This is a genomic window from Mesorhizobium sp. M0276 (assembly GCF_040321755.1).
GTDB lineage: Bacteria > Pseudomonadota > Alphaproteobacteria > Rhizobiales > Rhizobiaceae > Mesorhizobium.
Genome location: NZ_JAMYSC010000003.1, coordinates 37,387 through 57,601 on the forward strand (window position 1 = coordinate 37,387; position 20,215 = coordinate 57,601).

21 protein-coding genes are annotated in these 20,215 nt (G+C 62.2%); 5 read left to right on the top strand and 16 right to left on the bottom strand.

Annotation, left to right across the window (positions count from 1 at the left end; genetic code table 11):
• Positions 1–10: 10 nt before the first annotated feature.
• The 7 genes from NKJ01_RS03450 to NKJ01_RS03480 form a co-directional block, all read right to left on the bottom strand.
• Positions 11–832, bottom strand: a complete 822-nt coding sequence (locus tag NKJ01_RS03450) for a sugar phosphate isomerase/epimerase family protein (protein ID WP_352726112.1) — start codon at positions 830–832, stop codon at positions 11–13.
• A 119-nt stretch (positions 833–951) separates the two neighbouring features.
• On the bottom strand, positions 952–1,794 hold the full coding sequence (locus tag NKJ01_RS03455; protein WP_023756671.1) for a carbohydrate ABC transporter permease: 843 nt from the start codon (positions 1,792–1,794) through the stop codon (positions 952–954).
• A 5-nt stretch (positions 1,795–1,799) separates the two neighbouring features.
• On the bottom strand, positions 1,800–2,696 hold the full coding sequence (locus NKJ01_RS03460) for a carbohydrate ABC transporter permease (RefSeq protein WP_352726115.1): 897 nt from the start codon (positions 2,694–2,696) through the stop codon (positions 1,800–1,802).
• Positions 2,697–2,835: 139 nt separating this feature from the next.
• A complete protein-coding gene (locus NKJ01_RS03465; protein WP_352726117.1) occupies positions 2,836–4,083 on the bottom strand; it encodes an ABC transporter substrate-binding protein in 1,248 nt (415 codons plus the stop codon).
• Positions 4,084–4,192: 109 nt separating this feature from the next.
• On the bottom strand, positions 4,193–5,338 hold the full coding sequence (locus NKJ01_RS03470) for an ABC transporter ATP-binding protein (RefSeq protein WP_352726119.1): 1,146 nt from the start codon (positions 5,336–5,338) through the stop codon (positions 4,193–4,195).
• An 87-nt stretch (positions 5,339–5,425) separates the two neighbouring features.
• A complete protein-coding gene (locus tag NKJ01_RS03475) occupies positions 5,426–6,376 on the bottom strand; it encodes a PfkB family carbohydrate kinase (RefSeq protein WP_352726121.1) in 951 nt (316 codons plus the stop codon).
• Positions 6,377–6,379: 3 nt separating this feature from the next.
• Positions 6,380–7,180: a beta/alpha barrel domain-containing protein gene (locus NKJ01_RS03480; protein ID WP_352726123.1), complete on the bottom strand. Its 801-nt coding sequence runs from the start codon at positions 7,178–7,180 to the stop codon at positions 6,380–6,382.
• Positions 7,181–7,341: 161 nt separating this feature from the next.
• Here NKJ01_RS03480 and NKJ01_RS03485 point away from each other — a divergent pair, with 161 nt between their 5' ends.
• The 3 genes from NKJ01_RS03485 to NKJ01_RS03495 all read left to right on the top strand — a co-directional run bounded on the left by NKJ01_RS03485 (position 7,342) and on the right by NKJ01_RS03495 (position 10,499).
• The gene (locus NKJ01_RS03485; RefSeq protein WP_013532952.1) at positions 7,342–8,103 is read left to right on the top strand and encodes a DeoR/GlpR family DNA-binding transcription regulator; all 762 of its coding nucleotides are present in this window, start codon (positions 7,342–7,344) and stop codon (positions 8,101–8,103) included.
• 268 nt (positions 8,104–8,371) lie between these two features.
• Entirely contained in the window at positions 8,372–9,520 is a 1,149-nt protein-coding gene (locus tag NKJ01_RS03490; RefSeq protein ID WP_352726125.1) for a Gfo/Idh/MocA family protein, read from the top strand.
• A 10-nt stretch (positions 9,521–9,530) separates the two neighbouring features.
• Entirely contained in the window at positions 9,531–10,499 is a 969-nt protein-coding gene (locus tag NKJ01_RS03495; RefSeq protein ID WP_352726127.1) for an alpha/beta hydrolase, read from the top strand.
• Here the strand turns inward: NKJ01_RS03495 and NKJ01_RS03500 are convergent.
• Positions 10,487–11,521: a LacI family DNA-binding transcriptional regulator gene (locus NKJ01_RS03500; protein WP_352726129.1), complete on the bottom strand. Its 1,035-nt coding sequence runs from the start codon at positions 11,519–11,521 to the stop codon at positions 10,487–10,489. The two genes, NKJ01_RS03495 and NKJ01_RS03500, sit on opposite strands and share 13 nt — an antisense overlap.
• Positions 11,522–11,878: 357 nt before the next feature.
• Between NKJ01_RS03500 and rsgA the strand changes: the two genes are divergently transcribed.
• The gene (gene rsgA / locus NKJ01_RS03505; protein ID WP_502905853.1) at positions 11,879–12,940 is read left to right on the top strand and encodes a ribosome small subunit-dependent GTPase A; all 1,062 of its coding nucleotides are present in this window, start codon (positions 11,879–11,881) and stop codon (positions 12,938–12,940) included.
• Between the two features lie 17 nt (positions 12,941–12,957).
• Here the strand turns inward: rsgA and NKJ01_RS03510 are convergent, their stop codons facing one another.
• Positions 12,958–13,491: a sterol desaturase family protein gene (locus NKJ01_RS03510; protein ID WP_352726133.1), complete on the bottom strand. Its 534-nt coding sequence runs from the start codon at positions 13,489–13,491 to the stop codon at positions 12,958–12,960.
• A gap of 185 nt (positions 13,492–13,676) precedes the next feature.
• Here NKJ01_RS03510 and NKJ01_RS03515 point away from each other — a divergent pair, with 185 nt between their 5' ends.
• Positions 13,677–14,147 (top strand): NUDIX hydrolase, encoded by a 471-nt coding sequence (locus tag NKJ01_RS03515; RefSeq protein WP_352726135.1) that lies wholly within the window; start codon positions 13,677–13,679, stop codon positions 14,145–14,147.
• Positions 14,148–14,157: 10 nt separating this feature from the next.
• On the opposite strand, the gene pobA is transcribed toward NKJ01_RS03515, so the two are convergent.
• From pobA to NKJ01_RS03550, 7 genes are all read right to left on the bottom strand, one after another.
• A complete protein-coding gene (pobA, locus tag NKJ01_RS03520) occupies positions 14,158–15,330 on the bottom strand; it encodes a 4-hydroxybenzoate 3-monooxygenase (RefSeq protein ID WP_352726137.1) in 1,173 nt (390 codons plus the stop codon).
• Positions 15,330–16,382, bottom strand: coding sequence for a 3-carboxy-cis,cis-muconate cycloisomerase (locus tag NKJ01_RS03525; protein ID WP_352726139.1), 1,053 nt, complete (start codon positions 16,380–16,382; stop codon positions 15,330–15,332). The genes pobA and NKJ01_RS03525 overlap by 1 nt, the downstream gene beginning before the upstream one ends.
• Positions 16,383–16,394: 12 nt before the next feature.
• The gene (gene pcaG / locus NKJ01_RS03530) at positions 16,395–17,009 is read right to left on the bottom strand and encodes a protocatechuate 3,4-dioxygenase subunit alpha (RefSeq protein WP_352726141.1); all 615 of its coding nucleotides are present in this window, start codon (positions 17,007–17,009) and stop codon (positions 16,395–16,397) included.
• Positions 17,009–17,764 (bottom strand): protocatechuate 3,4-dioxygenase subunit beta, encoded by a 756-nt coding sequence (gene pcaH, locus NKJ01_RS03535; protein ID WP_352726143.1) that lies wholly within the window; start codon positions 17,762–17,764, stop codon positions 17,009–17,011. The genes pcaG and pcaH overlap by 1 nt, the downstream gene beginning before the upstream one ends.
• Positions 17,754–18,161, bottom strand: a complete 408-nt coding sequence (pcaC, locus tag NKJ01_RS03540) for a 4-carboxymuconolactone decarboxylase (protein WP_352726145.1) — start codon at positions 18,159–18,161, stop codon at positions 17,754–17,756. Before pcaC ends, pcaH begins: the two co-directional genes overlap by 11 nt.
• Positions 18,154–18,963, bottom strand: a complete 810-nt coding sequence (pcaD, locus tag NKJ01_RS03545; RefSeq protein ID WP_352726147.1) for a 3-oxoadipate enol-lactonase — start codon at positions 18,961–18,963, stop codon at positions 18,154–18,156. Before pcaD ends, pcaC begins: the two co-directional genes overlap by 8 nt.
• 345 nt (positions 18,964–19,308) lie before the next feature.
• The gene (locus NKJ01_RS03550) at positions 19,309–20,211 is read right to left on the bottom strand and encodes a LysR family transcriptional regulator (protein WP_352726149.1); all 903 of its coding nucleotides are present in this window, start codon (positions 20,209–20,211) and stop codon (positions 19,309–19,311) included.
• Positions 20,212–20,215 lie beyond the last annotated feature (4 nt).

The following is a 20,215-nucleotide window of genomic DNA, read 5'->3' on the forward strand; positions in this document are numbered from 1 at the left end:
GTCTCGTTCTTCAGGCGCCGTAGGAGCGCATTGTCTGGCGGTTGGTCTTGACCGCGCCGGCGGGATCGGCGGCGGCCGTTTCGGATTCCTCCTCCAGCACCAGCCAGCCGGTAAAGCGTGGCGCGGTGTTGGCGATCTCGATAACAGCCGGGGTGTCGCAGACGCCCTTGCCGAGCATGGCCCAGGTGCCGTTGGCGTCGACGTCCTTGAGGTGGATGTAACGGATGCGGTTGCGGTAGGTGCGCAGCGTGTCGGACATGTCCTTGTGGCCGCGCAGGATATGGCCAGTATCCGGCACCCAGCCGACCAGATCAGGGTCGAGCAAGGCAAAGATCGTGTCGTAGTCGGCGCGGTCGAACAGCAGCGTGTTGTGGTGCGAGCTCGGATGCACCGCAACCTGGACACCCGCCTTGCGCCCAAGGTCGCCGGCTTTGTTGTAGATGTCCGCTGCTATGGCGAACTTGTCGTCGCGCGGCCCTTCGGACACTACGGTCGCCGAGCCCATCGAGATCAGCGCGCCGGGAAACGCAGCGGCGAAGTCGATCCAGCGCTTGGCGGTCTCAAGATCGGCGCTGATCTTCTCCTTCAGCGTGAAACCGCTGTTCGAGCCGAAGGCGCAAGAGACGAGCGTCAGCCCGGACGCGTTCAGCGCAGCGGCGAACTCCGACGGCTTGCCGGCATAATGACCGATCATGGTGTCGGTGATTTCGATGCCGGCGTAGCCGCCATCGGCGATCGCCTTCAGCAGATCGTCGGGGCCGCCGGTCCAGGCCTTGCCAAGCATTTCCCAGGTGAAGGTCTGGCAGCCGACTTTGAGCTCTTTCACGTTCATCCTTTCATTCCTTGACACCGCCTATTTCTTGATGCGCCCTGCGTCAGCCGTTCGATGATGTGGCGCGGGAAGAGCAGCACGAGCACGATCGGCGGACCGGTGACCCTGGGATGGACATCCTACTTGACCGAGCCCGCGGTCATGCCGGCGAGGAAGTACCTCTGGGCAACGAGGTAGATGAGCAAGAGCGGTAGCGAGCCGAGCACGCTCATCGCCATCATCTGGTTCCATTCGAAGGCGTGCTGCCCCATCAACAACTGGATGCCGATCGGGACGGTGCGCATGGACGTTGACTTCGTCAGCGTCAGCGCAAAGAGAAATTCGTTCCAGCACAACAGGAAGGTGTAGACCGCCGTCGCCACGATACCAGGCAGTGAAATCGGGACGATCACCCGCCAAAGCGCTGTCCAACTGGTGCCGCCATCGACAGCCACGGCTTCATCGAGATCGCGGGGCAAGGTGTTCAGATATCCCGTCATCAGCAGGATCGCGTACGGCAGTGTAAACACCAGGTAGGTCAGGATCAGTGCGACGTAGGTATCGAAGATACCGTATGAGACGACAAGCCCGAAGAAGGGGATCAAAAGTGTGATCGGCGGAATCGTCTGCGTGCTGATGATGAGTGTGTTCAGGCTGCCCTTGCCGCGGAAGTTGAAGCGGCTGAAGCCGTAGGCCGCCATCAAGGCGATCAGCACCGTCAGCACGGTCACCGCTCCCGCCACGAAATAGCTGTTGAAGAAGAAGCGCAGCTTTACCGGGTCGCCAAGGATGGCTGCATACGCTTCCAGCGTGAAGGCCTTTGGCAGGATTGTTGGTGGCAGGGCAAAGATCTCGGTATTCGATTTGAACGAACTGCTCAGCATCCAGTAGATCGGGAATGCCGCGAAAAAGAGCCCCGCAGCAAGCGCTACATGGAGCGCGACGGTGATCAGCCTGTCTTTCGGCGTATGCCTTTTCCTCATGGTGACTACCGAGCCTTTTGATAGCGAATATAGAACAGCGTCAGGCCGAGAGAGATCAACAAGATGACCACAGCGCTCGCCGAAGCCTGCGACAGGTTGTAGCTCGAAAACGCCAGCTTGTACGTGTAGGTGCTGAGGACCTCGGTCGAGTAGATCGGGCCACCGCCCGTCGTTATCCAGATTAACGGGAAGACCTGCATGGTCCAGATGAAGTCGAGCAGCGAGATGCTGATGATGATCGGCATCAGCATCGGAATGGTGATGAAGATCAGCTTCTGGTAGGCTTTCGCCCCGTCGATATCGGCGGCCTCGTAGAAATCCTTGGGAATGCCCTGCAAACCCGCGAGCAGGCTGACCATGAAGAGCGGATAGCCCGCCCAGATATTGGCAAAGGTGACGGCGTGCAGCGCGGTCTCAGGCGAGGAAAACCATTCGACCTTGGAACCGATGATGCCGATTTGCATGAGAATGCTGTTCACGACACCGTTCGGCTCAAGCAGGAGGCGCCAGATCACGGCGATAATCACCGCGGTGAACAGCCAGGGCAGTATGTAGAGCACGCGCAGAATATTGCGCAGCGTCGGATTGATGCGGTCGCTGTTCAGCATGAGCGCGAAGACCATGCCGATGGTCATGTGGAAAATAACACTCATGCATGTGAAGTAGAGCGTGTGCCACAGCGAAGCCCAGAACACGGGGTCGTCGAAGATCGCCTGGTAGTGTTTCAGTCCGGCAAAGGAAGGGTCACGACGCAGCACCGCGCTGTTCTGGAACGAGTAGGCAATCACCGTCACCATCGGCAGCAGCATCAGAAGCCCGATTATGAGCAGCGAGGGCGACAGATAGAGGTAGGGTGCGACCGCTCGTTTCAGCTTATTGTGGGAGCGCTTTTGCCGGGTCATGTGCCAAACCTTGGGATACGCCTTCAAAAGAAGGTAGGCTTCGGAAACAGGTCCATCTCAAATTGCTGATCCGTTGTTGCCGGGTGGCCTGCCCGAAGTCAGGCCACCCGGTCGAAGATAGCAAACGGGAACAGGCCGATCAGAATTTCGCCATCCAGCCCTTCTGAGCGGTGGCTGCGGCTTGTTCCGGAGACTGCTCACCGGCGAGCATCTTCTGGGCCTGCACGTCGAACTGGGTCATCAGGTCTTCAGCCACCGGCAGGCCTGTGAACTCGTTGGCGAGATAACCGGTCTTGAAGATTTCAAAAGCCTTGCCGAAAGCCTTGTCCGAGGTCACGAAATCGGGCTTGGCGTTGACGTTGCCCGGGAAGGCGTTTGCAAGCGACACGAGCTTGGCGTTCACCTTTTCACTCATCAGATATTGGACGAGTTTCCAGGCCTCTTCCTGATGTTTCGAGGCAGCAGAGATGCCGATGCCCCAGGAGGCATAGGGAAGGCCGCGCTTGCCGGTATAGTTTTCCACGCCCGGGACCGGGATGAGGTCGAAGTTCAGCTTGGGATTGCGCTTGCGGATGAGGTTCACATGCGCGAGCGAGTCGATCATCATCCCGGCGCGGTCGTTGACGAATTCCTCGACCTTTTCCTGCTCGGTCTTGGTGGCGATGCCGGGCGAGATGGTGCCGGCGTCGTTGAGTGATTTGACGAAGGTGAGCATATCCACCACCGGTTTGCCCTCAAGGTCTGGCTTGCCGTTCGCCATCATCGACTGACCCGAAGCCCAAACCCACGACATCATGTCGTTCTGGACGCCGGATGGCGTTTGCAGCGACAGGGGCAGCACCCAGCCATACCGGTTCTTGTCGGCGTGCGTCATCTTCTTGGCGGCTTCGAGAAACTCCGCACGGGTCGACGGCAGCTTGGTCACGCCCGCCTGGGCGGCGAGGTCCAAATTCACGAAGACCGGATAGACGAAGGAAGCCACGGGAAACATCACCGCCTTGCCGTCCACCTTGATGATGTCCGCGACCTGGCTCTTGTCGAAACCGCTCGCATCCATCATCGGATTCATGTCGGCGAGTGCGTTCTGCGCATTCAGATTGTTCACCCAGGCGCCGTCGAGACCGACGACGTCGCTGAGGGTTCCGGTTGCAGCACCAACCGAGATCTGGTCTCGCGTGGTCGCGTAGGGGCCGCTGACCAGTGTCACCTTGATTCCGGGGTTTGCGGCCTCGAAGTCATCCATGATTGCCCTGAGCGAGCCAGCCGGCAATTCTGGCTCCCACCATTGGGTGAATTCCAGCGTCGTATCCGCCATGGCGCCGGTTGCGCCAAGCAACCATGCGGCCGCGGCTATTTTCAGCATCGCGGGTCTTATACGAAACGTCATTTTCTCCTCCTTCTTTAGGATCGACCGCACAATGCGGCCGATCGTCTGGTTATTCAGAAGTCTCCTTATGCAGGCGCCTCCCCTCGCCCGCGGGTCTTGTCGCGGATATTCAGATCGCCAGGTGCGTCTCGGGATCGAAGAAATGGAGCTTGGCGTCATCCAGGGCCAACCTGATCTCCGAGCCGGAGCGGACTGTGCTGGCTGGTTCGAATTTCGCCACCGCATTCGACGCCAGGCCGAAATCTTGCACCGCGTCAGGGTCGCCGGAGTCCACCCGGACCGCGTCGATGTTGAGATGGACGATATGTTCGGATCCGAGTTCTTCGATCGAGGTCACCTTTGCCGGTATCGTCTGATACTTGCGGCCGGATTCGAGGCTGCTGTCATAGAGATCCTCCGGTCGTATCCCGAACACGACCTTGCGCCCCGCATACGACCTCAAGCCCGGCCTGCGCACGAAGGCTGCATCCTGCAGCCGGATGGCCAAGGCGCCGGACATCATTTCGTCGCCCGTCAGGGTCGCCTCGAAAAGGTTCATTGAAGGAGACCCGATGAAGCCGGCAACGAAGGCGTTCACCGGCGATTCATAGAGCCTCTTGGGTGTGTCGACCTGCTGCAGCACGCCGCCTTTCAACACCGCGACCCGGTCGCCCATCGTCATGGCTTCGGTTTGGTCGTGGGTCACATATATGGTCGTTACGCCGAGCTGCTTTTGCAGACTGGTGATTTCGGCGCGCATTTGAACGCGCAGTTTCGCGTCCAGATTGGAAAGGGGTTCGTCCATGAGAAAAGCTGCCGGCTCGCGCACCATGGCGCGGCCCATGGCAACCCTTTGACGCTGTCCGCCTGAAAGGTTCGCAGGTTTGCTGTCCAGCAGAGACGTCAGTTGAAGGGTCTTGGCGATCTCGTCCACGCGCTTTTTGCGCTCGGCCTTCGGCTTGCCTGCCAGCCGCATCGAAAAGCCGATGTTTTCGAACACCGTCATATGCGGGTAGAGGGCGTAGCTCTGGAAGACCATCGCGATGTCGCGGTCCTTGGGTGGCATGTCGACGACGTCGACTCCGCCGATCCGAAGGCTGCCGCTGGTGACGTCCTCCAATCCCGCGATCATCCGCAACGCGGTGGATTTGCCACAGCCGGACGGCCCGACGAGAATCAAAAACTCGCCGTCCTCGACCGACAGGTTCAATTGGTCGATTGCGTGAAAATTGTTCCCGTAAGTCTTGGAGATATTCTCAAGAACGACTTCTGCCATATTCCTCCTCCACAAGTCTAAGCCACTGATTTTTATGATTATGCTCGGCTTATGTTCACCTGCGAAATATTCCTCGGATAGTTCGGGCTATGTTCCGGTATCGAGCCGCGCATATTTCAGTTCGACCGCCGACGGCGCGTTCGTCGATGCCAGAAGTTCCGTGACCTGATCGTCGGTCGGAAGCGCCTCGCGCCCACCCCGCCCAGTTATCGATAGGGCCGCCGCCGCGGCCGCGAATGCGACCCGGCCTGCGGTGCCGGCCCTGCGTGTCAATGCAAGGGCATAGGCGCCATGAAAGCAGTCACCGGCGCCGGTCGAGTCGACGACGGCAACCTGGTGCGGAGGCAGGTGCCAGAGCCCTGTCTCGTCGCGCCCGCGATAGAATACGCCCCTGCCACCATCCGTCAGAACCACGGCGGACCGCGACGGCAACCACAATGCATCGAGTATCTCGGCCGGTGAGCGGCGGCCCGTGGCGGTCCGCGCAAAGCCGAGTGGAAGAATGAGATGGTCGCAGAGCCCTATCAGTCTCTCGGTGGCTGGGCCGCGGCTCCATTCGACATCTCCGAGGATCGCAAGGCCGAGATCGCGAGCCCGAGCCACGACATCCAGCGACCCGATCCCGTAACTATCGACGATCAGGACGGTCGCGCGGCTGAGGACCTCGTCCGGAAAGTCCGGCGCGGTCCCCAGCATCGCGTCGTCGTCATACGCGATGAACCGCTCCCCATCCGAACCGACGGTGATCCGCGAGCGTACCGGGCGCGCGTGCGGGTGGCGCGGCGCGAACGCGGTTTCAACCCCACTCGCAACGAGATCGCATAGCACGGCGTCGTCGGCGGCACTGCCCAGCCATCCGACGAAGCCGGCGGTCCCGCCGAGCCGCGCGACGGCCGCAAGTGCCGTCGCGACATTTCCCCCGAAAGCTCGGGCGCTTTGCACAACCTTCCCCTTGCCCGCCGACAACGGCTGATCGACATAGACGATGTCGTCGATCGCAATAGCTCCGAAGCCGAGGATTGAAGGGACGGCGGGCATCGTTCAGGCACCCGCCTTCGCCAAGGCATCTTGCGCCGAAAGGCCGTCATGGATGACGCCCCGAAAGGCAATCGCCGCCTTTTCCGGATCGCCATGCCCCCAGAGATTACGGCCCACCACGGCACCGCGCGCGCCGGCACGGATGGCGTCCGCCGTCTGCTGAAGGGCGCCGAGCAGCGTGTCGGTCTTCGGACCACCGGCGATCACGACCGGCACCGGGCAGGTCCGAACGGTCTCTCGAAACGACTCGAACTCGCCCGTGTAGCCGATCTTGATCACGTCGACGCCGGACTCGTAGCCGATGCGTGCCGCATAGGCGATCTCGTCGGGGGTGAAGACGATTTTTGCCCCGTCGGTGAAATCGCGAGGGTAGATATGCGCCACCACCGGCATGCCGTAACGGGCCGCCGCATTCACCGAATCGGTCAGCCAGCGTATGTATTTGCCCTCGGTCGCGCCGCGCACCGGAATGGCCACGGCCAACGCATCGGCGCCAGCGCGCACCGCATCCTCGGGCGTTGCAATCAGTTCACTGATGCGATCGTCTGGGGTGAAGCAGCCTGCCTGGATCACCAGGGAAGCCTTGCCCGCGTATTGCGGCCACAGATGGCGCGCGGTGCCGGGCTGGATGCTGACGTAGTCGGGTTTGCCCACCATGACGCGTGCAAGCGCGCCTGGCAGGTCGGCAAGACCTCCTTTGCGCACGTCGCCATAGCCGACAAAGTGGTCGACCGCGCCGCCAAAAAGATTCCCAGATGGATGTGAGAAGAGGCGTGCCAGGCGCACCTTGGTTCCGAGGCTCATGAGTCCAAAACTCTCCAATCGATTGATTTCAAAATCCTGGACCAGTGTTTGCGAAAGAAAGGATAAATGCAATCTTTCGAAAGCTTTCGAATTCGCGTATTTTTGGTAGAGTGAACCGAGGCCGGGGCGATCGCTTGGCGCATGGAGGCAAGGACAGGGCAATGTTGTCGGAGCAGAGACGCCAATCGATCCTGGGTGAAGTGCAACGCAGCGGACAGGTTCGCATCAAGGACCTGTCAGACGATTTTGGCGTGTCGGAAGTCACGGTGCGCTCCGACCTCGAGATACTGGACCGCAAGGGACTGCTGACCAAGACCCGTGGAGGCGCGGTGACCCGGACCACAGATTCGACCACGGCCGCGTTTGCCCGGCGGATGCAAACGAACCTCGATGCAAAGAAACGCATCGCCCGGGCAGCGATAGACCTGTTCGAGGACAACCAATCGGTCATCTTCGACGGCGGCTCGACATTGATGCAGGTTGCCATGCTGTTGCCGCCGCTCAGCAATGTCGTGGTCGCGGCCACGGCGATGAATATCGTGCAGCATCTGATGCATCGGCCCGGGCTCGACGTTCACATGATCGGTGGCCGGGTCTATCCAGACACGGTGAGCACGCTGATCACCGATGCCGACACGGCTCTCGGCGGCTTGGTAGCGCATCAGGTCTTTGTTGGAGCGCATGCGATTGACTCGTCACTGGATGTGGTCGACGTGAACGAAGACATGGCGCGAACGAAGCGGAACCTCGTGCGCATGGCCCGGCGCGTTGTCCTCCTTGCGGATTCGAGCAAATGGGGCGTCAGCGGGACCTCCAAGGCATTTTCGCTATCGAGCGTCGATGTTGTGATCACCGACGATGGCCTGTCCGGTCCGATACGCAGCCAGCTTGATAGGACCGGGGCCAAGGTGATCTATGCCTGACTCCGTCGCGATTCCCCGGCCGCAACGGAAATATCCAACGCGCACATGACCACAGGCTTAGTACCGGCGGTCGCCCGTTCCTTTCATGTCTGTCATTCTCTCCTCCTAGGGCTGGCAGCCTCCCGATATCGCGCCAGCATTTCGCATGTTGTAGAAAAATTTTACGCGCGTCAATATTTAAAATGCTGTATAGCCCGCTCCAAGGCGATCACGTTGCCGGCTGGGCGGGTCCGGCAGACAATGACCGCATTGGGAGGTACGATCGGAAATGCACGGAAAATCAACGACGAAGCTCGGGATCGGCGTCATCGGATGCGGCAATATCTCGATGACCTATCTGCGCAATGCCGCTCTCTTCGGCGGGATCGAATTGCGCGCCTGCGCCGATATCTCGGCTGACATGGCGGCGATGCGAGCGAAGGAATATGGCATCCAGGCACTCGGTGTCGATGCGCTGCTGGCCGACCCCGAGATCGATCTTGTCCTCAACCTGACCATTCCGGCGGCGCATTTCGAAATTTCACTTGCCGCGCTTTCGGCCGGTAAGCACGTCTTCACCGAAAAGCCGCTCGCCACCTCGGCCGCCGATGGACAGCGTCTGGTCAACGAGGCGAGATCGCGCGGCCTGCTGCTCGGCTCGGCGCCCGACACCTTCCTGGGTGCCGCCGGACGCCGCGCCCGCCGGCTGATGGACGACGGTGCCATCGGCCGCCCTGTCACCGGCACCGCCTTCATGATGGGCCGCGGCATGGAGCACTGGCACCCGAACCCGCAATTCTACTACCAGCCCGGCGGTGGTCCGGTGTTCGACATGGGCCCCTACTATCTGACCATGCTGGTCAATCTGCTCGGTCCGGTCGAGCGCGTCATGGCGATGGCGACGCGTGGCCAGGAGGAACGGCTGATATCAGCCGAAGGGCCGTTCAAGAACACCACATTCAAGGTCGGCACGCCGACCAGCGTTTTGTCGCTGCTCGAATTCCGCTCCGGTGCGACCGTCACCTTCGGCGCCTCGTGGGACGTTTTTCGCCACTCCAACCACCCGATCGAGCTGCACGGCACGGAAGGCTCGCTGCGCCTGCCCGACCCCGACACGTTCGGCGGCACCGTGTCGTTGTCCGAACGCGGCACAGAGTGGAAGGATTTCGCCAGCGAAGGCGAGCTCTATGGCGCCCGCAACTGGCCTTATGCGGCGCCCGATCGCGCCAATTACCGCATGCTTGGCGCCGCAGATCTGGTGCGTTCACTTCAAACCGGCAGCACGCCGCGCGCTTCCGGCAGCCTTGCGCTGCATGTGCTTGAGATCATGGAGGCGATCCTGCGTTCCGGCGAAACACAGGGCTCGGTCGCCATCGCGGGCGATGTCGTCCAGCCGGCCCTGTTGACCGAAGAGGAAGCAAGCAGTCTGCTGGCCTGAGGATATGATGATGACACTCGACCGGGATGCGCTGCGCGTCCTCGAAATCAGCCGCGCGGCCGGCGGCGAACCGTTCGAGACCGGCAGCGTGGCGGCGGCGCGCGCCGCTTACAATGCTTCGTTCCCGACGCTGCAGGGAGAGCACGAGCCGGTAGCCACGACCTTGGAACAGCAGATCGAGGGGCCGAACAGCCCGATTGCCGTGCGCATCCATCGCGGCATCGGCGCACTACCGAACGGGGCACCGGCGCTGCTCTATCTGCATGGCGGCGGCTGGGTGATCGGCAATCTGGATTCGCATGACGAGATCTGCCGCTGGCTGGCCAATCTCGGCAACGCCGTCATTGTCTGTCCCGACTATCGCCTGGCGCCGGAACACAAATTCCCCGCCGGGCTGGAAGATGGGCTGGCAACGCTGCGCTTCATGGAGGAGAATGCCGCCGGTCTCGGCATCGATAAGGCGCGCATCGGCGTGGCCGGCGATAGTGCCGGCGGCAATCTCGCCGCCGTGCTGGCGCTGCTCGCCCGCGATGGATTGGCGCCGCCCGTTGCGGCGCAGATCCTGATCTATCCCAACACCGACGCCCGCCAGATGGCAGACAGCTATCGGCGCTTCGGCGACGGCTTCGGTCTTACCGCAAGCACCATGGCCTGGTTCCGCGACCACTATGTGCGAACGCCCGACGACATGCTGGATTGGCGCGTCTCGCCCCTGCTGGCGCCTCACCTCGCCGGCGTCGCGCCGGCCTTCGTGGCGCTTGCTGGCTGCGACATCCTGGCCGACGAAGGGACAGCCTATGCCGCGCGCCTGCAAACCGAAGGCGTGCCAGTGATCCTGCGGCATTGGCCGGGCCAGATCCACGGCTTCGTCTCGATGGGACGCCATATTCCTGGGGCCCGACAAGCGGTAGCCGAGGCGGTGGCGGCCTGGCGCCAGTTCGAGAGGAATTCGCCGACGACCAACGCTCAGGCCGACTGACGCATCACCAGCGTCGCGCCGAGCTTGACCGTGCGCGCCAGGCCCTGCTTTGGCGGATCGGTCTCGTCCAGCAGAGCCAGCAGGATCTCGACGCTGCGCCCGGCCATGGCAGTGAAATCCTGCGCCATGGTGGTCAGCGCCGGACAGGTGTAGCGGCTCAGCGGATGATCGTCATGCGCGGCAAGGCGCAGATCGCAGTCGGGCCTGCGGCCGACCTTCAGGCCGCGCGAGTACGCGGCAGCCATTACGCCAAAGGCGAGACGATCATTGGCGCACAGGATGGTGCGGCCGGGCAAGGTGCCGGTCTCCAGCATTCTTTCCATCTGCTCGTAGCCAATGCGTTCGAAGTCCCAGGTGTAGTCGCGCGCAGCCTCGATGACGACCGGCTTGAACCCGGCGGTTTCCATCGCGACGATATAGCTTTGCTGGCGTTCGCCGGAGTTGTGGTTGACATGCGGAATGTCGAGATAGGCTGGCGGCTCACCGGAGCGGCAGAGATAATCGACGATGGTCGACACGCTCTGCCGGTTGTCATTGCCGACGAACGGCGTATCGCCCTCGATATAGGTGTCGAAATAGACGATCGGAATGTCCTGTCCGAGCTTTTCGAAAACGCCGCGGTCGGAGGCCAGCCCCAGCGGGGCGATGATCGCGCCCGCCACCTTCAGTGACAGCAGCGTCCTGACCGACTCCGCCTCTAGCTTCGGCGAGCCATGCGAGGAGATGACGATCGGCCAGTAGCCTTCGTCGCGGCAGCGAATTTCGATGCGGCTGACCATCTCGGCATAGGACGGATCGGTGATCGTCGGCACGATGATGCCGATGTTGCGGGTGCGCTTGCGGTTGAGGTTGCGCGCAAAAAGGTTCGGCTGATAATCCGAGGAGCGCAGTGCGGCTTCGATACGCGCCCGCGTCGCCGGCTTCACGCTTGCCGGGTCGTCGAAATATTTGGACAAAGTCGGCCGGGACACGCCGCATGCCTGGGCGAAGTCATCCATCGTGCGGTGAGTTTTCTCCGCCATCGATATTCCTGATCCCCATACCGTCATTGCCGACCGGACGAGCCGCTACCACTCATGCGGCCGTTGACCGGAAGCAGCAATGGCTTGACCGAACTTATTCAGTCAAATTTTCATACTTCTAAATACAAAGCAAAAATATTCCGCACGTTAAATTATTTATTGACGCTTTAAAACCGGAGACAAAGGGTTCGGGATGGAAAGTGTGGCATGGGGCAGCGCGACGGACTGACCGCCGGCTACGGCGCTGATCGGCCACGGCGTCGGTCCTGCTTGCCAAATGCCGCCACGCCGCCCATACACGGCTTGGCAATCGCCCACCCGCGATTGTGGTCCGCCTCACTTTCAATTTTGCCAGGGATACTCTTCAATGCCTGCGGCGCCTCGGTCAAAGCCTTGACGGATCACTCCACGCCATCGCTCGCCAGCCTCGGCTGGACGGACTTCTTCGGCGACCAGCTCAAGCCCGGCGAAGCCAATCTCGTCCCGACGCGCATCGCCATGGTCCATCGCGACCGCCTGACCGGCTTGTCGCAGGCAGGGCCAATCGATCTGACGCTGCCGGCGCAGGCGAACACAGGCGATTATGCCGTCGGCGACTGGGTGCTCGTCGACGCGCATGACCAGCTTGTGCAACGCCGCCTGACCCGCAAGACGGTGCTCGAGCGCCGCACCCAGGGCGGCAGGGTGCCACAGCTTGCCGCAGCCAATGTCGACACGCTGTTCATCGTCACCTCGTGCAATGCCGACTTCAATCCCGCCCGGCTCGAGCGCTATTTGGCGCTGGCCAACGAGGCCGGAACGACGCCTGTGATCCTGCTGACCAAGGCCGATACCGCTGAGGATGCCGAAGCGTATGAAAGGCAGGCTGCCGCGTTGCAGCGTGAACTGCCGGTCGTGATCCTGAATCCCCGCACCTCAGATGCGGCAACCGCCTTGGCTGTCTGGTGCGGTGTCGGCCAGACGGTGGCGTTGATCGGTTCCTCCGGCGTCGGCAAATCGACGCTGGTCAACACGCTTGCCGGACCGGCGCAGCAATCGCCGCAACAGACCGGGGGTATTCGCGAACATGATTCCAAGGGTCGCCACACCACCACGTCGCGATCGTTGCACGCCATCGCCGGCGGCGGCTGGGTGATCGACACGCCCGGCATGCGGACATTGCACGTCAGTGATGTCGCCTCCGGCATCGACATGCTGTTTGCTGAAATCACCGAACTCGCCCCACTCTGCAAGTTCCGCGACTGTACGCATGTGCATGAACCGGGCTGCGCGGTGCAGGCTGCCTTGAAATCCGGGACGCTCGATCCGGAGCGTCTTGCCCGCTGGCGCAAACTTTCCGACGAAAACCAGCACAACACGCCGGTTCAGAGCGGGCCGCGCGGGGCCAGGTCTCCCGGCGGTCGCGGAAAGAGGCGTTGAAGGGTGAGAACCGAGGATCAGAGCCGCGCCGTGCCGAAGAGCCGATCCCAAAATGCCGACGTGACACCGAAATTGGCCGATTCGTCGATGTGATGATGCACGGCGTGGCGGCGCTTGAGGGTGTAGAGATAGCTCGGATGGCTGGGATGCCAGTGATGAACCATGTGATGGATGCTGATGTACCAGAGGTACCCCAGCATCAGCCCGCAACTTACGGCACTTGCGGTTGCGAAACCTGAGACCATCCAGACAGGCACAAACGCGACCAGCGCATGCACACCGAGGCTGAGCCAGGTCGGAGTGCCCACAGAACTGCGCTCCTCGACATGGTGACGCTCGTGCAGGTCCCTGATGTAGGGAATGTGATGAAGCACGAACCTGTGCAGCATGTATTCGGTCAGCGTCCAGAGGAAGAGACAAGCGAGGACCGTGCCGATCCAGCCTGTCGCATTGTCTTCGCCGGCCTCGATCAGCCCTGCAACTGCTAGTGCGGCGATAACCAGCGGATAGACCACGAAGTCGCTGTAGTAGCCAACAAGACCGAGTTGCATCGTCACCTAGCCTTCGAGCCGCCAAATAAGCGATTTATCAGATTGCCGGACTCGTGGGTGAGGCGCAATGCAGATGCAACTGACATAGCGTCGCAATGCTGTGAAGCAAGGTTCGGACCAACGATCACGCACAGTCGATAGGAATGCAAGTCTTCGTTGCCAACATCGCAAACGGACGCATCACAATGGCAAAACGGAGTGCTGGATTGCTGATCTATCGCCGTAGCGACGGCGATCTCAGGGTGTTGCTGGTTCATCCGGGCGGGCCGTTCTGGACGAAGAAAGACGACGGTGCGTGGTCGATACCGAAGGGCCTCGTCGGCGAGAACGAGGACGAGTTGGCGGCAGCGCAACGAGAAACCGAGGAAGAGCTCGGCGTCAGGATCGACGGCTCCTTCACGCGCCTCGGCGACTACAGGCAACCGGGCGGAAAGATCGTCGTGGCCTGGTCTGTCGAACCGACCGTCGACATCGACGTGCTTGCCATCAAGAGCAACATCTTCACCATGGAATGGCCGCCAAAGTCAGGATTCCTGAAGGAGTTCCCGGAAATCGACAGAGCGGGCTGGTTCACCTTGCCCGAGGCCGAGGCGAAGATCCTCAAGGGGCAGCACCCGATCCTGTTGGATTTTGCCAGGCAGCAAGGCGCCGAATGATCCGCGGCCCTCAGTAAGGCAGGCCGACATAATTCTCCGCAAGCGCGGTCGAAGCTGCACGCGACTGCACGAGGTAGTCGAGTTCAGCCTCCTGGATGCGCTGGCCGAACTCGCCGGTGTCGGGAAAGCGGTGCAGCATCGTTGTCATCCACCAGGAGAAGCGCACTGCCTTCCAGACCCGCGCCAGCGCCTTGCCGGAATAGGCATCGATGCCGGCGTGTGATTTCTCGACGTAGAAGTCGCGAAGACCGGCGAAGAGATAGCGCACGTCGCTGGCAGCGAGGTTGAGGCCCTTGGCGCCGGTCGGCGGCACAATGTGGGCGGCGTCACCGACCAGGAAAAGCCTGTTGAAGCGCAGCGGCTCGGCAACAAAAGAGCGCAGCGGTGCGATCGACTTCTCGAAGGATGGGCCGGTGATGACACTTGCCGCCGTCTGTTCCGGCAAGCGGCGGCGCAACTCGTCCCAGAAGCGCTCGTCCGACCACGCCTCCACGCGATCGTCCTCAGGGCACTGCACATAGTAGCGGCTGCGATGCGTCGAACGCATCGAGCAAAGCGCGAAACCTCGCTCGTGATTGGCATAGACCAGTTCACGATCGGCCGGCGGAACTTCGGCCAGCACGCCGAGCCAGCCGAACGGATAGTGCCGCTCGAAGGTCTTTAGCGCATCCGCTGGCACAGATTTGCGGCTGATGCCGTGATAGCCGTCACAACCGGCAATGAAGTCGCAGTCGATACGATGCGTTGCGCCGTCCCTGTCATAGGTGACGAAAGGTGCCTCACAATCGAAATCGTGCAGCGCGACATCGGCCGCCTCATAGATCGTGGTCAGTCCTGCCGCGTCGCGCTTGTCCATCAAATCGTGCGTAACTTCAGTCTGGCCGTAGACGGTGACATGCTTGCCGCCGGTGAGGGCGGTAAGGTCGATGCGGTGCAGGCGTCCGTCGAAGGCGAGCGAGATGCCGGAATGCAGCAGTCCCTCGGCGTGCAGCCGTGCCGCAGCACCCGCTTCCTCCAGCAATTCGACAGTGCCTTGTTCGAGCACGCCGGCGCGTACGCGGCCAAGCACGTGCTCGCGGGTCGCCCGTTCCAGAATGATCGTCTCGACGCCGATGCCAGCCAACAGTTGGCCGAGCAGCAGGCCGGACGGTCCCGAACCGATGATAACGACCTGGCTGCGCATCAGTGGCCGAGACTTTCGACCTGTGCGGCGAGTTCGGCGGCAAGGCGCAGCGACGCGGCGGTCGCGACGACCATCTGCGGCAGCAACAGCCATTCCAGCGTCCATGCCGCGCCCGAGCGCTCCTGCTCGTGCACAAGCGACTGATGCATGCCGGAGAGCTGCGTGGCGTTGAAGCGGGCCAGCGCCACCAGCGCTTCGGCCTTCACCGGGTTCTGCTTGTGCGGCATGGCAGACGAGCCGCCGCCACCCGACAGTTCGATCTCGGTTCCACCCTGCGCCATCAGCGCGATGTCCTGGCCGAACTTGCCAAGGCTGCCCGTCACCAACGACATCAGGCCGGCAAACTCGGCGAGCGCGTCACGCTGACTCTGCCATTGCGATGCGTCGCCAAGGCCGAGCTTTGCGGCAAGGGCCGCGCGTACCGCCGGCCCTTTATCGCCAAGCTTTTCCAACGTGCCGGCAGCGCCGCCAAACTGCACCACCAGCAAACGTCTGGACTGTCCCGACAGTCCTTCCTGATGTCGCTGCAGAGGTGCCCGCCACGCCGCAACGCGATCCGCGATATGAATGGGGATCGCGGGTTGCATGCGGGTCATGCCGGTCAGCCCCCTGCCCCCGAAGCGCTCCTCCAATGAGATGAGCCGGATGATGGTCTCGGTCAGCAGCAGCCCGAGATGCTCGACGACGGACTTCAGCCGGAGCACAAGGCCGGTGTCGATGACGTCCTGGCTGGTCGCGCCGAAATGAATGAAATCGCCATGCGGTTTCCCGACTGCCGATCTGATCTGGCGTACCAGTTCCGGCACCATGACGCCGTCTTTGGCAACAGCGGCCCTAAGCAAGGCGGTATCCGGCCGGAAAGAGCCCAGTGCCGTCACGATCGCTGCCGCCGCATCCCTAGTGATGATCCCGTTTTCGGCTTCCGCTTCGGCCAATGCGCGCTCGAACGCCAGCATGGCCTCGATTTCCGCCTCGACCGAAAAATGCCTTGATGCCTCGTCGTCGCCAAGGAGCGCGGAGAGCAGCGGATGATCGAAAGGCGATACGGTCATGTCGCGGATCTCCTAGCTGTCGAAGAAGACCGTTTCCTTCTCCCCCTGGAGATGGACGTCGAACACATAAATATCGCCCTGGCGCTCGGCGATCAGCGTCGGCACGCGGATGCGGTGCTCGATCCGTGCCAGGATCGCATCCCCGGCATTGGCCTTTTCCTCGTCGGAAAAATAGAGCCGTGTGTGGAGGCCGAGGTTGATGCCGCGCGCAACGATCCAGAGCGTGATGTGCGGCGCCATCAGGCTGCCATCCCTGAACGGCACCTGGCCCGGCTTGATCGTCTCGAACGTGCACAGGCCGGTGTCCATGTCGGTCGGGCAGCGGCCCCAGCCGAAGAAATTCGGATCTGCAGCACCGCGCAACTCGACCGCCGAGTTGTAAAGCCCGTCCGCATCCGCTTGCCAGATCTCGATCAGCGCATCCTTGAGCGGCGTGCCGGTGCCGTCGAGCACCCGGATTCGAAGACCGATGCGCTCACCCTTGGTCTTGTCGTTGACCATGGTGGCGCCAAGGTCGCTCGCATAGACGCCACCGATGCCGCAGAGATTAGGCGTCAGCCCAATATGGACGTATGGTCCCGCGGTCTGCGAGGGGCTCTCCTTCAGCCGGTCGAGCGACTGGGCCATCAATTGCCCTCCAGCCGGTTTTCGAACAGCGATGAGCGCCGCCCGCGCAGCACGATGTCGAACTTGTAGGCGCGCGCATCAAAGGGGATTGTCGCTTGCATGTCGAGCGCGGCGATCAGCGTCTCGACGGCTGCCTTGTCAGGGATGCCGCGCGCGATCGGGCACTGCCAGATCAGCGGGTCGCCCTCGAAATACATCTGCGTGACCAGCCGCTGCGCGAAGCCATGGCCAAAGATCGAGAAATGGATGTGCGAGGGCCGCCAGTCGTTCGGCCCGTTCGGCCAGGGATAGGGACCGGGCTTGACGGTGCGCAACGCATAGCCGCCATCCTCGCCTGATATGGCACGGCCGCAGCCGCCGAAATTCGGGTCGAGCGGCGCCAGGTAGCCATCCTTCTTGTGGCGATAACGGCCACCGGCATTGGCCTGCCAGAATTCGAGCAGCGCGCCGGGCACGCCGACGCCGCGCTCGTCGAGCACCCGCCCGTAGACGATGATGCGTTCGCCGATAGCGCTCTCGCCGGGTCCGGCGAAATTGTGGATCAGGTCGGCGTCGAGTTCGCCCAGCATGGCGTGGCCGAAGACAGGACCTGTTATTTCCGACAGTGTGTTGTCGAAAGCGAGCGGCGCCTTCTGCGGCGAGCGCAGCACCGAAGTCTTGTAGTTCGGCGTCAGGGCCGGCGGATGCCATGTCCGGTCGCGCTGAAAGAAGGCGCCGGTCTCGGGCCTCCGGTTCGAGCCGGACTTAGCGGGCATTCTTGGCTCCGTCCATTTCCGAAAACACGTCCTTGGCGATCTTGAAGGCACGGTTAGCGGCCGGCACGCCGGCATAGATGGCGACATGCAGGAACGCCTCGCAGATATCGTCGCGCGAAGCACCGGTGTTGGCGGTGGCGCGCACATGCATGGCCACCTCCTCATCATGGCCGAGTGCGGCCAGCAGCGCCAGCGTGACGATCGAACGTTCGCGCTTGGTGAGACCCGGCCGCGCCCACACCGTGCCCCAGGCCGCCTCGGTGATCAGCTCCTGGAAAGGCAGGTCGAAATCGGTGGCGGCGAGCTCGGCGCGGTCGACATGGCCATCGCCTAGCACCGAGCGGCGCATCGCGAGACCGGCGCGATATCTGGCTTCGTTGACGGGGACTTCATCCATCGGTTTCGGCTCCGGAGGCAAGCGATGCGATAAAATCGCGGATCAGGGCGACCAGTGCCTCTGGCTGTTCAACACAAGAAATGTGCGCTGCGTCGCCGATGATTTCGAAGCGCGCGCCGGGGATAAGGTCGGCCAGGGATCGCACAAGATCGGGCGGCGTCGAGCCATCCTGGTCGCCGGCGACGCAGAGCGTCGGTACCGCGATGCGCCGCGCGCTGTCGGTGAAATCCGCATCGCGAACGGCCGCGCAAGTGCCGATGTAACCGGTAAGCGCCTGCCGGGTCATCATGTTCCAATAACCGTTCAGGTCAGGGTGACGCTGCGCGTGGAAGGCCGGCGTGAACCACGTTTTGAGCACCGCGCCGGCAATCTCCTGAATGCCTTTGCTTTTGACCGCGGCGATGCGTGCGTTCCAGCTTTCGGCGGTGCCGATCTTATGGGCCGTGTCGCACAGGATCAGGCCTTCGACCATTTCTGGGCGCCTGCGATAGAAGCCTTGCGCGATCAAGCCGCCCACCGACAGGCCGCACAGCACGACCTTGCTCAATCCGAAATGATCGATGAGGCCTGAGAGGTCATCGACATGATCGTCGATCGAACTGATGTCGCCGATATCGGACAGCCCATGGCCGCGCTTGTCATAGACCAGCAGCGGCATCTCACCATCAAGCGCCGAGACAATGTCGTCCCAGATCCTGAAGTCGGTGCCCAGCGAATTGATGAATATGATCGGGCGCACATTGCCGGTCGCTTTGATGTGGCGATGGTGCAGCGTGATGCCGCCGATGGTGACGAATGGCACGATTTCGATCCTCCATCCCCACATTGCACAAGGCGTTTGGCTCGGCAAAATGATTTTTGCGCCGTTTCATAAGCTCTGGGCCCATCAAATCCGTGTCGGACAGTCTGGCCCGACCACATCGGATGTCTTGCCGACCTGGTCGGCCCCAATCACGTCTGCATCAGTCTGGGCTGCGCGTTTCCGGCCGGCGCCACGAGCATCGACCGCATCATTTCCGACGACCCGCAGTTCCGGCCAAGAGCGAATATCAGGAGGGGCACGACCGAACCGCGAGGTCAGGCCGCCCGTATCGGCGATCGCGTTTTCGCCCGTACCCACTTGCCCATGCAGACATGAGGGGCCTGATCAGGCCATCGATTTTGGCAAGGCGGCGGCCAGTGCATCCACGGCCAGCCGCACCTTCAATGGCAAATGCGGCGTCTGCAGCCAAAGCGCGTAGCAGTCGTAGAGAAAGCGCGTCTCATCCGGCAACAGCGCCACCAGCGCTCCGGCCCGGATGCGGTCACGCACCAGCCAGTAGGGCAGCCAGGCGACCCCCATGCCCTCGGCAGCCGCGTCAGCGATGGCATCGAGATCGTCGAGACGCAGCCGGCCGGCTGGCGTGATCTCTTGCGTGAGTTGCCCCTCGCGCGCAAACAGCCACGGTTGAACGATCTGGCCGAGCCGGCGGTAGACAATCGCTTGATGGTCGACGAGATCCTCAATGCGCCGCGGTTCGCCGTGACGTTGGAGATAAGCGGGCGCCGCGCAGACGACCATGCCCTGGCGCGCGACGCGACGGGCGATCACTCCCGCCTTGTCGTCGAGGGCACCGGTGCGGATGGCAAGATCGTAGCCGTCCTCGGCGAGGTCGGCGAAGCGGTCGCTGAGCGACAGATCCAGTTCCAGCATTGGATATTGCCGCGCCAATTGCAGCAGCACGGGTGCCACGCAGTGGCGGCCGAAATGTGCCGGCATGGTAACACGCAATTTTCCACGCGGCTCCGCAAGCTGGTCGGCGGCAAGCGCGTCGGCGGCGTCGGCTTCGGCCAGCACCACGCGGCAGCGTTCATAGTATGCGCGTCCGAAATCGGTCAGGCTCTGCCTGCGCGTGGTCCGGTTGAGCAGACGCACGCCCAGCCGTTCCTCGAGAACCCGGACATGCTTGCCAACCATCGGTCCGGACATATCGAGTGCGACCGCCGCGGCTGCGAACGAGCCGAGGTCGACAGCCCTGACGAACACTGCCATGCTCTCAAGCCTATCCATATTC